A 12,076-nucleotide genomic window follows, 5' to 3' on the forward strand; every position below is an offset into this window, starting at 1 on the left:
GACGCGACATCCCATGGAATTGCCTCTGCTGCATCTCGCCCTGGTGGGCACGCCAAACAGCGGCAAGACCTCGCTGTTCAATGCCCTGACCGGCAGCCGGCAGAAGGTCGCCAACTATCCGGGCGTCACGGTCGAGCGCAAGGAAGGCTTCTTCGTCACGCCCCTGGGGCGCCAGGTCTCGGTGGTCGACCTGCCCGGTACCTATTCGCTGCGCGGCCGCAGCCCGGACGAGGAGATCACCCGCGATTTCGTGCTCGGCAAGGCCTCCGGCGAGACGGTGCCCGATCTCGTGCTGTGCGTGGCCGATTCCACCAATCTGCGGCTGACCATCCGCCTGCTGCTCGAGCTCAAGCGCACGGGACGGCCGATGGTCCTCGTGCTCAACATGTTCGACATCGCGACGCGTCGCGGCATCAATGTGGACGTCGAGCGGCTCGCCAAGGAGCTCGGCGTGCCCGTGGTCACCTCGATCGCGGTGCGCAAGGGCGGCACGGCCGACCTCCTGACGTTGACCGACGAGATCTCGGCGAGGCTCGCCGCCGAACCTGCGGAGAACAAGTGGCGCGCGCTCAGCGTCTCCGAGCTGCGCGCGACCCAGCGCGAGGCCGACCGCATCATTGCCGACTGCGTCAGCCTGCCGAGCCGGCCCGACACCTGGACCGCGCGGATCGATCGCGTGGTGCTGCATCCCGTCGGCGGCCTGATCGTGCTCGCGCTGATCCTGTTCGTGATGTTCCAGGCAGTGTTCGCCTGGGCGCAGCCGCTGATGGAGCTGCTCAACTCCGGCTTCGATGCGCTCGGTGAGTTCGTGCACGCCACCCTGCCCGCCGGCCTGCTCCAGAGCTTCCTTCAGAACGGCGTGATCTCCGGCGTCGGCAGTGTGATCGTGTTCCTGCCGCAGATCATCATCATCTTCCTGTTCATCCTGCTGCTGGAAGATTTCGGCTACATGGCGCGGGCCGCGTTCCTGATGGACCGCATCATGGGCGGCGCCGGCCTGCACGGCCGCGCCTTCATTCCGCTGCTGTCGAGCTTCGCCTGCGCCATTCCCGGCATCATGGCGACGCGCGTCATCGACGACAAGCGCGACCGGCTGACCACGATCCTGATCGCGCCGCTGATGACCTGCTCCGCGCGCATTCCGGTCTACACGCTGATCATCTCCGCCTTCATTCCGGCGAAGGACGTCTGGGGCTTCATCAACCTCCAGGGGCTCGTGATGTTCGGCCTCTACGCGGCCGGCATCATCAGCGCGCTGCTGGTCTCGTTCGTGATCAAGTTCTTCATGCTGCGCGACTACGCGCCCGCCCCCTTCATGCTGGAGCTGCCGGACTACAAGATGCCGCGGCCGAAATCGATCGTGATCGGCATCTACACCCGCGCCAAGATGTTCCTCTACCGCGCCGGCACCACGATCTTCTCGATGATGGTGCTGATCTGGTTCCTGGCCTCGTTCCCGCAGCCGCCGGCAGGCAGCACCGAGCCGGCCATCGATTTCAGCCTGGCTGCGATGATCGGCAAGGCGCTCGAGCCGCTGCTCGCCCCCGTCGGCTTCAACTGGCAGATCGCGGTCGCCCTGATCCCGGGCATGGCGGCGCGCGAGGTCGCGGTCGCGGCGCTCGGCACCGTCTATGCGATCGAGGGCGGCAAGGAGGCGGCCGAGCAGATCGGCCAGGTGCTGGCGACGAAATGGTCGCTCGCCACCGCCCTGTCGATGCTGGCCTGGTACATCTTCGCTCCCCAATGCGCCTCGACGCTCGCCGTGATCCGGCGCGAGACCGGAAGCTGGGGATGGATGGCCGCGACCTTCACCTACATGCTGGTGCTGGCTTATGCCGCGAGCCTCGTGACCTACAACGTCGCCGTCGCGCTGGGGGCGGGATAGCCTCCTCGAAACAAAAACTGCGAAAACAACCCCATGCACAGTAGACGGGGTTGTAAAATCAATGGCTTACACGTGGGCAAAAGACACCCGACCCACCGTAGCGCCACGCGCCGCGTTCCAGTTGCGCCGTCGGGCAAAACACTGGCACAATGGCATCATCGACGAATTGCCCGGATCCGAGATCAAGATTTTGGCACGCTTGATCTGAATCAAGCAGGTTCACGCAAACGAATCCAAAATGGCGCGACGTCGTCGCAACTGGGCCCTGGGGGGCACGGAGCGACCGAGATGCCGTTGTTGGCGTATTTCTGGAAGATCGGCGCGGCGCTGCTCGCGCTCCTGTTCGTTGCGGACTTTTGTCTGATCCCGTCCCCGGTCGCCGAGAAGACGGCCATGGACCAACCGGCCATACGCATTCACTCGGATCGCAAATGGCCCGAACGCGTGGTCCTCGATACCAGCATGCCGGTCGTCGTCGCGGCGGCGACTGATCTCGCGGCCGCGCAAGCCGCGGCTCCTCTCGACCGTGCAGAGTCGCCGATCATCCGGCCAGAGTCTCCGGCGGTCGCCAACGCACTCGCCATGGCGAGCACGGGTCCGCCTCCGCGCGAGGTCGTCGCCCGCAAACGACCGCACAAGTCCCAGCACGTTGCAATGAGGTCGAAGCGACACGCGCCGCCGCAGATGGTTCCGGCGGGGCGTCAGGAACAGTTCGCATGGTTTGGGTACAGGTACTGGTAACACGCGCAAACGTGCGCGCTACGCTTCCCATGAAAAGGCCCCGGTCGATGCCGGGGCCTGAGTTCACCGGGAAGACACAGGCTCAATAGCGAGCAGCGACCGGAGCACCGAAACCGCCGAAGCGGTAGTTCAACCGAAGCGTGACCATGTCCACATCCTGGCTGATCCCGCTGCCGGTGAGGGTGAACCCGCCGGGCGTGACCACGCCTGCGAAGCCGAAATTGTCACGTCCCATCCAGAGATGGTCGTACTCGATGCCGACCGACCAGTTCGGCGCAAAACCATATTCCCAGCCGACACCCAGGGCACCACCCCAGCGCGTATGACTTGCAGAAGCCAGGCCGACGCCGGTGACGTTGTTGAATATATCGAAGCGATTGCGGGTCACGGCGGCGCCGCCCTTCACGTAGAGCAGCGAAGCGTTCCATGCCCAACCGATCTGGGCTGTGAACAGCCCAATGGCGTCGATCTTGCCCGTCGTCGAGATCAACGGATCGATCAGGCTGACGCGCGTGTTCTTGATCTCGGCCCAATCGCCCTGCGCTTCCAGACCAAGCACAAACTGATTGGTTTGCCAGCGGTACCCGATCTGTCCACCGGCGAGGCCTCCGGAGCGGTCGGCGCAGCCACCTGCTAACGTCCCGGCGGGCGTTACGAAGTCGACGCAACCATGACTTTGCCCCCAGCCTCCGTTGGCCCCGATGTAAAATCCGCTCCAGTTGTAGACCGCCACCACCGGCGCCGGCGGCGGCGCCGCCTTGACGGGCATGTCGGCCGCCATGGCCGGAGCCGCCATACTCAGTGCCACGAAGCCGATCGCAGCAGTCGAAAACTTCCTCATGGTCTCGTCCCCTTTTTGTTTGCTCTTTCGTTCAAATTCGCCTGTCGCCCAAAGTGAGTTCTTATGCTGGCTAGCGTGCATAAGGTTCGCGAATATGAGAAAGCTTACGCGGCAGGGGACTCGGAGCCCGTATCAAAATGGCAACATCCAAGGGCCATCTCTATGTACCGTAGCGTGCTTATTCGATGCTCGGCGCTTCTGACGGCGGAGGACCCCCGCCATCGCTGAGCCATGCATGGATGTCCGACGCCGGAATGACCCGCCTGGGAACGTGAGGATTGATCGTACCTGCAAAAACAGAAAGGCCTTCATCGAGCTTTGCGCGTGCGAACAACTTGGCTTCGTCCTCGGTCGCAAACGTCCGCGTCTCGCGCGGACTGCGCTGCCTCGGCAAAATGCCACGCTGTCGAATTTCAAAGGTGACGTACCAGGTCGGGATCATTGCACCTCTCAACCAGCGAGCCTCCCAGGTTGTGGTGCGATCGTCATCCGCGGGCTTGATGCAGATCAAACCCCGCGCTTCGCACGGGCCGGCGGCATCCGGCACATTCTCGTCGAGGACGTGAACGAGATTGAGGTTGCCTGGGAGCAACGTCAGCCAATATGAAGGTGTCGCGCGGCGATGACGATCGGGACGCGTGAGCCGGTGCCACACACAGGACGACATCAAACGGCACGACGCATCGTAAAGGGCAAGGCAGGATGGAGCATTTCAGCACCGGGCGGCTGACCGCCGAGCGATTGCACGAGGCTCATCTCGCCGACCTCGTCGCGCTGCATCGCGATGCGGACGTGTCCCGCTATCTCGGCGGGGTGCGGACGCCCGAGGTCACGAAGACCTATCTCGCCACCAACATGGCGCATTGGGACCAGCACGGCTTCGGACTCTGGACGCTGCGAACGCAAGACGGGGCATTCGCGGGCCGCGCGGGCATCCGGCACATTCTCGTGGACGACGTCGACGAGATCGAGATTGCCTACGCGTTCAAACGCGAATTCTGGGGCCTGGGATTTGCAAGCGAGATCGCGAGCGCGCTGACGGACTTCGGGCTGTCACACCTCGAGCTGCCGTCTCTCATCGGCATCGTCTACACCGGGAACGGCGCATCGCGCCGCGTGCTGGAGAAGTCGAGCTATCTGCTCGAGCGGAGCACGATCCGTCACGGCGAGGACGTCGTGATCTACCGCAAACGGCGGTAACGACAGAACCATTTGACTGGCCAGACGTCATCATTCACCGCGACGACGCAGACCACGCTACTCAGCTGCCTTTGGGTTTTCGACCGCGTGCACCCGGTTTCGCCGGTACGCTCCTTCCATACTTGGTCCACCAGGCCGTCAGCGCCTCCATCGTGGGACCGAGCCCGCGCGCCTTTTCGGTAATCTCGTATTCGACCCGAAGCGGCACCTCCGCGAATACGGTGCGCGAGACCAATCCGTCCGCCTCGAGCTCGCGGAGCTGCGCCGTCAGCATGTGCTGGGTGATACCCGGGATCGCCTTGCGCAGCTCCCCGAAGCGGTAGATCCGCTGGTTGAGCAGCCACATGATCTCCAGCTTCCACTTGCCAGAGAGCAACGCGAATGCGCGCCGCATCTCCTCGTGCATGTTGATCTCTCGATTGGCCATAGTCTGCTTTTCCATACTTACTGCAAATTATTCATCCTACTTGCGAAAATCAATCTTACTTAGCATCTTCGACATAAGACGAAAGCGCGCGGACGAACGTCGCGCATCCAGACCAACGACGAGATGAAAGACAGATCGCCGCTGCAACGGCGATCAAAGCGACCTCATGGCTGCAATTTACACATACTGGATCAGCACGGCACTTCTGTGCCTGCTGTATCTCGCTTCCGCTTACATGTACGTCACCAAGGGAGACAGGGTCCGCCAGGTGCTCGGCGAGCTCGGCTACCCGTCCTACCTCGTGCCATTCATGATCGTCGTGAAGATATTGGGCCCGGTCGCGATCCTGTTGCGCTTTAGCATGGCGCTCAGCGATCTCGCCTATGCCGGCATCTTCTACCACCTGCTGTTGGCCGGCCTTGCTTATGTCGGCGTTCGGAAGCCGGGCGGCGCATTGCCGGCCGCGGTGGGCCTCGCGTTACTGGCCGCCTCGTTCGTCACGCAGAACGCTGCTCGCGAAGTCCCGTCGCCCTATGCGCAAGCGGCGACGTTCTGACGCGCGCCTGCACCATCAACAAACCATGGAAGGGATTTGAACATGAACCGCATTCAAGGCAAAGTTGCCATCATCACAGGTGCAGGACGCGGCATCGGCCGTGCCACAGCCAGCCTATTCGCAGCGGAAGGTGCGAAGGTGGCCGTCCTTTCCCGCACGCCCGCGAATGTGGACGCCGTCGTCGCGGAAATCGAGGCTGCCGGCGGCACCGCGATCGGAGTCGTTTGCGACCTCAGCGATCCCAGTCAGATCAAGTCGGCGGTGGACAAGGTGATCGCCGCCTATGGCCGGATCGATATCCTGGTGAACAACGCCTTCGACCCATCCGTGCCGTGCTCGTCCATCGTCGGTCTCCCGGTGGAGCAGTTGCAGCGCAATTTCGAGATGGGGCCAATCGCTTATCTGCGCATGATGCAGGCCTGCTATCCGCACCTGAAGGCGAGCGGAGAAGGACGCGTCATCAACTTTGGTTCGATGGCGGGTGTCATGGGCCTGATCGGCTATGGCCCCTACAACATGGCGAAGGAAGCGGTCCGGGCCCTGACCCGAACCGCCGCACGAGAATGGGGTGCCGACAGGATCACCGTGAACAACGTCCTGCCACTTGCGGACACGTGGGGACCCGACGCCGATGTGCCCGCGCCGTCCAACGCACTCGCCCGTTACGGTTCGCCGGAAAAGGACGTCGCACCGGCCGTCCTGTTTCTCGCGAGCCGGGATGGGCAATTCCTGACCGGCTACAGTCTCACCGCCGACGGCGGCGCGGTCATCGACGGCGCGCGCTAGCCATGACAGAGCAACTGACGGCGGCGCGAGCCGCCGGTCCTCCTGCGCGATGACGGCGACAGCACGCCACCGCGCACGAGGTTGAGCCCCCGAGTATCGCTGCTGACCAGAAGCGCGGTGCCTCCTACGCCGTCATTGCGAGCGCAGCGAAGCAATCCAGACTGTCTCCGCGGAAACGATTCTGGATTGCTTCGCTGCGCTCGCAATGACGATGAGGCCGCAGCCGGGTATCGCGTATCCCGAATGGAGCCCTACCTGAAATACCCCAGCACCAGATCCACGTCCGCGCTGCCTGCGACCGTGCCGTTCAGCTCGGCGTCGATGACGCGGCGGCAGGCTTCGATCGCGGCATGGTCGCCGAGGTCGTTGGCGGCTTCGAGCACGAGCCAGGCGGCGTCGACCGACGCCTTGTCCGGCGCACCGCCGCCGAGATCGGCGGCCGGCGCCTTGTTGATCTTCTTGCGAACCGCAGTGCCGAATTGAGGCAACATTTCAGATACTCCCCTCTGGCTCAGTGAACCTGAAGCTCGGGCTGACGGCCCGCATCGGCACCCGCGCTATTCTTGCGCGACTGGTAGAACTTTAGGATGCTGCGCGACGTCTCGATCTTGAGCCGCCCGAACTCGCGTTCGTTGTCCTGAAGGTCGCGCGCGGTGATCAGATGATCCTTGGCGCCGAGGAACAGCAGCGACATGGTCGTGTCCCAGGAGAAGTCGAGTGCCTTGCACAGCACCAGGATCATCTCGCGGTTGCGGTCCATCAGCGCACGCTCGATCACGTCGACCGGCAGCGACGACAGCAGCGACAGGCCGATCTGCACCTCGTCGAAGCGATGCTGGCGCGCATAGTTCGAGATCGAATCCTGGTTGAGGTTGCCCTGGCGGAACTGCGTCGTCACCACGCGCTTGGCGACGAAATAGCTGCGCGAGGACGGGCCGAACTTGGACTGCAGATCGCCGGTGACCTCGGTCACCGAGCTCTGGATCTGCGCCATCATCTCGGGGCGCTCGGTCCCGAGCCGGCGGCGGACGTCTTCCGAGGCCTTCGAGATCAGCTGCTGGAAGATGTGGCGCGGCACGTCCTTGCGCAGGCCGAGCTGCTCGGCGAGGATCGAGTCGCCCTCGGCGCGGCGGACCATGTGCAGGAGGCCCGAGCCGGAGAAGCGCGCACCCTCGTTCTTCGCAACCGAGGTCACGACCTCCTGGTTGCCGCGCTTGACCAGCACGTCGGTCACGGCCTCGCCGATCGACTTGCGCTGGGCGATCGCGAGCAAATGCGACTGGCCCTTGGTCATGGCGCTCTCGAGCAGCATCTTCTCGTCAATACGATTGGAATCGCGCAGCACGGGACCGGCGACCTCGATCTCATCGTCCAGCGCAAGCTTCTCGATGACGTTGAGCGGAGCGTGGTCGCAGGCCGACATCAGCTCCGAGAGCTGCGCACGAGCGGCCACCTCGATCTCGTCGGCGAGCCGGCCGATGACCTCGCCGAACATGCTGATCTCGTCGTCGCTGTAGCGGCCGGTGATCAGGATGTCGGTCGCATGCCACAACGCCTTCGCCCGACTTTCGTCGGTGCCGCGCGCGATCGCGTCGTCCAGATCCTGTAGCAGCGATTTCGCCCCGTCCATCTCGATACCCCAATTCTTGGCGCGCCGTCCCGCCGCTCGTGGCGAGACCGGATTCCTCAGACATCGACGTTAGAGATCAAACGCGAGAATTCGGTAAAATCGGCAAATCAGTTTTGCCGACTAAAATTCATTCAAATGCGAGGGATTGGATTTACCGGCGGGAGAGAGTTCCGCAGCCGCGCGGGATGACGAGGACTGCGAAGCTGCTCGGCCTTCATGGTTCGAGACGCGCCGAAGACGGCGCTCCTCACCATGAGGGTCTAAGATGTCGCCGAGTACCAGGACCTCATCCTGAGGGCCCGCCGAAGGCGGGCGTCTCGAAGGATGGCCACAACGACGCTGCCGGCCAAGCTCTTCGAATGGCGTTGCCTGCCGCCCTACGGATTCTGTGGCGTCAGCACCAGCGGCGGCTTTGGCTTGGGCTTTGCGGGCGGCGGGCCCGGGGCCGGCCTCACCTCGATCGGCGGCGGCAAGGGTGTGACCTGCTGGCTCGCGAGCGGCGGGCTCTGCACCGCGGGGGCCGCCTGCGGCGCTTTCGGCGTCGGCGCCGCCTTCGACTTCGGCGGCGCGCGGCGCGGATCGCGGCCGGGCATCGGCACGTCCAGCACCGACGGCTCGGGCACCGGGTCGGGCGAGACCAGCGTCGGCAGCGCGGCGGTGGCCGGCGGCGGCTCGCCGCGCTCGATCGCATCGAGCCGGCGCGTCTCGCGGTCGATGGTGCGCACCGCAAGCCAGGAGGACAGCGGCGCGAGGTCGATGGTGCGATTGAGCTTGTCGGGTGGACCTGCCGCGAACAGCTGGATCTCCGGCGGGGCGCCGGAGAGCCCGGTCATGATCGGCGTCAGGCTGGCGCGGATGTCGGCCTGGTCGGCGGGAATGTCGTAGCCGCCGGAGACGATGGCGCGGGCGTTCTTCGCCTCGAGCTGCGTCGCACCGACGCGCAGCCGTCCGTCGCGGATCGTGAACGGGATCTGCGCCGAGGACACGGCGATCGGCGCGGCCGACAGCGCGGGCTCGACGAGCTGCCGCAGCCTGTTGTCGTCGGCGACCTGGCCGCCGTCGCTGGCGCGGATGGCGATCTCGAAGGCGCGCGGATTGAGGCCGGCAATCTCGGCGGCGTCGAGCGTCACCGTGCCGTTGCCGGCGAGCGCGCCGGTCAGGGCCGCGACGCTGCGGCCCTGGCTCGTCAGCGCCATCTGCACCGAGGCGCGTCCCTTGGGCAGCGCGAGATCGCGGTAGCGCAGCGCGGTCGCATCGACATTGCTGAGCTCGATACGCGCGTTCAGCGCAAGACCATTGGCGCCATTGCGCGCGTCGAGGCTGGCCGACATCTCGCCGCCGCCGATCCCGCCCTTGAGGCCATCGAGCGCGAGCGACTGGCCGTCGCCCCTGATCATGCCGCCGACGGGGCGCAGCTCGATGCCGCCGGGCAGAGTCCCGCGCAGCGCCTGGAAGGCGATCCGGCCGCGCCAGCCGTTGACGAGCCCTGCGCTCAGCGGCTCGCCGGAATCGCGCCCGGCGGCGCCGATGGCCATCGCGAGTGCCGGCGCAAGATCGAGCGTATCGAGGCCCACCTCGCCATCGACGCTCTTCTCCTGATCGAGCGTCACCGTCAGACGGCCGCGCAGATGCGAGCCGGCCGTGCTGCTGTCGAGATCGTCGAAGGTCAGGCGATTGCCGGACAGGCCGACGCGGGCGGACAGGTTCACACTCTGCACCGACTTGTCGGCCGGCCTGGTCCCGAACAGCGGCGCCAGATTGACGTTGCGCACGCGCAGGCTCGCGCTGCCCTTGGATGCCGACCAGTCGAAGCTGCCCTGCGCATCCGCGTCCAGCCCGCCGCCGCTGAGCTTTGCATTCACTTGCAGCGGCTTCTGCCAGGCGCCGCTCGCCTTGCCCTCGAACTGCGAAGCGCCCTCGCCCGCGGCCGCCACCTGATCGAGGCCGAGCAGCGCCAGCAATGCGCCGGCCTGCGGCGCCGAGACCTTCGAGTCGAGCGTGAAATCGCTGTTGCGCAATCTGTCGATATCGATGCCGCCAATGGCGGCCGCCGGCGCCTGCGCGGCCAGCGTCGCGGTGGCTTTGAGCTGCGGCGCGTCGAGATCGAGCACCACGCGTGCATCGCTGCGATCGGCATGTTCGGCGTTCTTGTCGAGGCTGAGGTCGAGCTTCAGGCGCGTGGCGCCCGGCAGCGGCGGCGCGATCGCATCGAAGCGCGCGCGCACCGAAGGCGCAAACGGCTCGATCAGCGCAGTGAGCTCGCGCAGCGAGTTGGCCGACGATTTCAGCGCGAGCCGGCCGGTCGCCTTGGCGCGGTCGAAGCTGCCGCTCGCCTCCGTGGTGACGCCACCCGCCTGACCGAACCGCAACTGCTCCAGCGACAGCGCCGCCGGGCCGTAGCCGAGCTTCGCCGTGAACGGCCGCAGCTCCTGGCCGGCGGAGATCGCGCGGCCGATGTCGAGCGAGAGCCTGGCTTCCTCCGGCCATTCACCTTGCGGCCCGGCGAGCGCGCGCACAAAGCTCGCGGCGGCATCGAGATCGAGACGATCGGCCTTCAGCTCCGCGTTGATCCGCGAGCCCTTGCTCGCGCCGGTCTGCGCGAAGTCGATCCGTCCCTCGACCGCACCTCCGTCGATGTCGGCCTTCAGCCTGTCGATGGCGAGATGGTTGGCCGCAATCGTCACCTCGCCGGCGAGGCGCAGCGGCCGCGTGCTGCGGCGGTTGACCTCGCTGCGGCCCTGGAGCCAGGCCACCAGCGTATCGGGATCGGAGGATTCGACGCTGAGACGGCCGCTGAAACTGTCGGCACCGGGGGCCGCGCCGTTGAGCGAAAGCTGCGTCATGCCGGGGGCGCGCAGCTCGAGCCGCTGGAAGGTCCAGGACCGGCCGTCGGTCCTGAGCTCGGCGGTGATGTTCTGGAGCGGCCGCGCGCCCAGCATGATCTGGTCGGAGTTGAATTCGATCTGCGCCGGGATCGGCGCCTGCGGGATCGCCGCGAGACCTGCGCGCAGCGCCGGCAGGACGCGCAACGGCTCGGCATCGTTCCTGGCCGCCAGCTTGTCCGCATCGACCTGGCGCGCCGAAAGCACCGCGCGCAGCAGCGGCGAGGTGCCGAACCTGAGGTCGCCGACGCCGCCGAGCTTCAGCGCCGAGTCTTCAGGGCCAAAGCTCGCGTCGATCTGATCGAACTTCGCGCCGGCCGGATCGGCCTTGAGCTTTGTCGTGAGCTTCCAGGGCGTCGGTCCCGGCTCGCCCGCCTTCTTGACCGCGGGCACGGCGAGCGTCAGCACGCCGTCGAATTTCGGCAGGCGGTTGTCGAAGGCGAGCACGCCCTCCAGATCGGCGAGGATGGCGCGCTCGCCGGGATCGACGTTGAGGTGGAGACGGGTGGCGCTGCCGTCGGCGCTCGGGCCCGAGGAAATCCGGAACGGATAGCGGGTGCGGCCAACGGTGAAATTGCCGTCACCGCGCACCGAGCCGGCGAGCGAGCGGACATCGCCGGAGAAGACGATGTCGTTCAATTCCAGCGTCGAGCGGCTGGCGGCGTCATGCAGGGCGATGCGGCCGGTGAGGTTCAGCCGCTCGATCGCCAGCGAAGCGAGATTGAACGTGCCGCTCGCGGTCGACGGCAGGTCGACCCGCCCCTTGGCATCGAGGCCGAGATCCACCGCCATGCCGCCCAAGGTGAGCTCGGTGGCGCGCCACTCGCCACGCATCAAGGAGCCGAGGCTGAACTCGACGTCGAGCTTGTCGGCGCGCAGGCGGCCGAGATCATTGTTGCCGCCGAAGGTGACCGCGCGCAGCCGCAGCGTCGGCGCGGGCAACAGCCGCGCGTCCAGCTCACCCGCCACCCGCACCGACACACCGATGATCCGGGTCGCCTCTGCCTCGAACTGGGGCCGGAACTGGTTCCAGTCGACGAAGTAAGGCCCGATCAACGCGGCCAGCAGCGCAATGATGAAGGCAATCGCCAATCCGAGCAGCGTCGTCTGCACGGGTCTCCCCTCGGC

General features: G+C 65.8%; 11 protein-coding genes. 5 read left to right on the forward strand and 6 right to left on the reverse strand.

Annotation, left to right across the window (positions count from 1 at the left end):
- Positions 1 to 13 precede the first annotated feature (13 nt).
- The gene (feoB, locus tag GPL20_RS19970) at positions 14 to 1,885 is read left to right on the forward strand and encodes a ferrous iron transporter B (RefSeq protein ID WP_157331210.1); all 1,872 of its coding nucleotides are present in this window, start codon (positions 14 to 16) and stop codon (positions 1,883 to 1,885) included.
- Positions 1,886 to 2,173: 288 nt separating this feature from the next.
- On the forward strand, positions 2,174 to 2,626 hold the full coding sequence (locus GPL20_RS19975; protein ID WP_157331211.1) for a hypothetical protein: 453 nt from the start codon (positions 2,174 to 2,176) through the stop codon (positions 2,624 to 2,626).
- Between the two features lie 82 nt (positions 2,627 to 2,708).
- On the opposite strand, the gene GPL20_RS19980 is transcribed toward GPL20_RS19975, so the two are convergent.
- Together GPL20_RS19980 and GPL20_RS19985 are read right to left on the reverse strand one after the other, a co-directional pair.
- Positions 2,709 to 3,467, reverse strand: a complete 759-nt coding sequence (locus tag GPL20_RS19980) for an outer membrane protein (RefSeq protein ID WP_167533116.1) — start codon at positions 3,465 to 3,467, stop codon at positions 2,709 to 2,711.
- Positions 3,468 to 3,645: 178 nt separating this feature from the next.
- Complete coding sequence (locus GPL20_RS19985) at positions 3,646 to 3,909, reverse strand: hypothetical protein (RefSeq protein WP_157331213.1); 264 nt, start codon at positions 3,907 to 3,909, stop codon at positions 3,646 to 3,648.
- Between the two features lie 260 nt (positions 3,910 to 4,169).
- On the opposite strand from GPL20_RS19985, the gene GPL20_RS19990 reads away from it, so the two are divergent.
- Positions 4,170 to 4,667, forward strand: coding sequence for a GNAT family N-acetyltransferase (locus GPL20_RS19990; RefSeq protein ID WP_157331214.1), 498 nt, complete (start codon positions 4,170 to 4,172; stop codon positions 4,665 to 4,667).
- 61 nt (positions 4,668 to 4,728) lie between these two features.
- On the opposite strand, the gene GPL20_RS19995 is transcribed toward GPL20_RS19990, so the two are convergent.
- Entirely contained in the window at positions 4,729 to 5,109 is a 381-nt protein-coding gene (locus GPL20_RS19995; RefSeq protein ID WP_157331215.1) for a winged helix-turn-helix transcriptional regulator, read from the reverse strand.
- Positions 5,110 to 5,260: 151 nt separating this feature from the next.
- Here GPL20_RS19995 and GPL20_RS20000 point away from each other — a divergent pair, with 151 nt between their 5' ends.
- Together GPL20_RS20000 and GPL20_RS20005 are read left to right on the forward strand one after the other, a co-directional pair.
- A complete protein-coding gene (locus GPL20_RS20000; protein ID WP_157331216.1) occupies positions 5,261 to 5,650 on the forward strand; it encodes a DoxX family protein in 390 nt (129 codons plus the stop codon).
- A gap of 42 nt (positions 5,651 to 5,692) precedes the next feature.
- The gene (locus GPL20_RS20005; protein ID WP_157331288.1) at positions 5,693 to 6,436 is read left to right on the forward strand and encodes an SDR family NAD(P)-dependent oxidoreductase; all 744 of its coding nucleotides are present in this window, start codon (positions 5,693 to 5,695) and stop codon (positions 6,434 to 6,436) included.
- Positions 6,437 to 6,687: 251 nt separating this feature from the next.
- On the opposite strand, the gene GPL20_RS20010 is transcribed toward GPL20_RS20005, so the two are convergent.
- The 3 genes from GPL20_RS20010 to GPL20_RS20020 all read right to left on the reverse strand — a co-directional run bounded on the left by GPL20_RS20010 (position 6,688) and on the right by GPL20_RS20020 (position 12,061).
- Entirely contained in the window at positions 6,688 to 6,927 is a 240-nt protein-coding gene (locus GPL20_RS20010) for a hypothetical protein (RefSeq protein WP_157331217.1), read from the reverse strand.
- 20 nt (positions 6,928 to 6,947) lie between these two features.
- Entirely contained in the window at positions 6,948 to 8,066 is a 1,119-nt protein-coding gene (locus tag GPL20_RS20015; RefSeq protein WP_157331218.1) for a DUF2336 domain-containing protein, read from the reverse strand.
- A 377-nt stretch (positions 8,067 to 8,443) separates the two neighbouring features.
- Entirely contained in the window at positions 8,444 to 12,061 is a 3,618-nt protein-coding gene (locus GPL20_RS20020; RefSeq protein ID WP_347340039.1) for an AsmA family protein, read from the reverse strand.
- Positions 12,062 to 12,076: the final 15 nt, after the last annotated feature.

The sequence above is a fragment of the Bradyrhizobium cajani genome (assembly GCF_009759665.1).
Classification (GTDB): domain Bacteria; phylum Pseudomonadota; class Alphaproteobacteria; order Rhizobiales; family Xanthobacteraceae; genus Bradyrhizobium; species Bradyrhizobium cajani.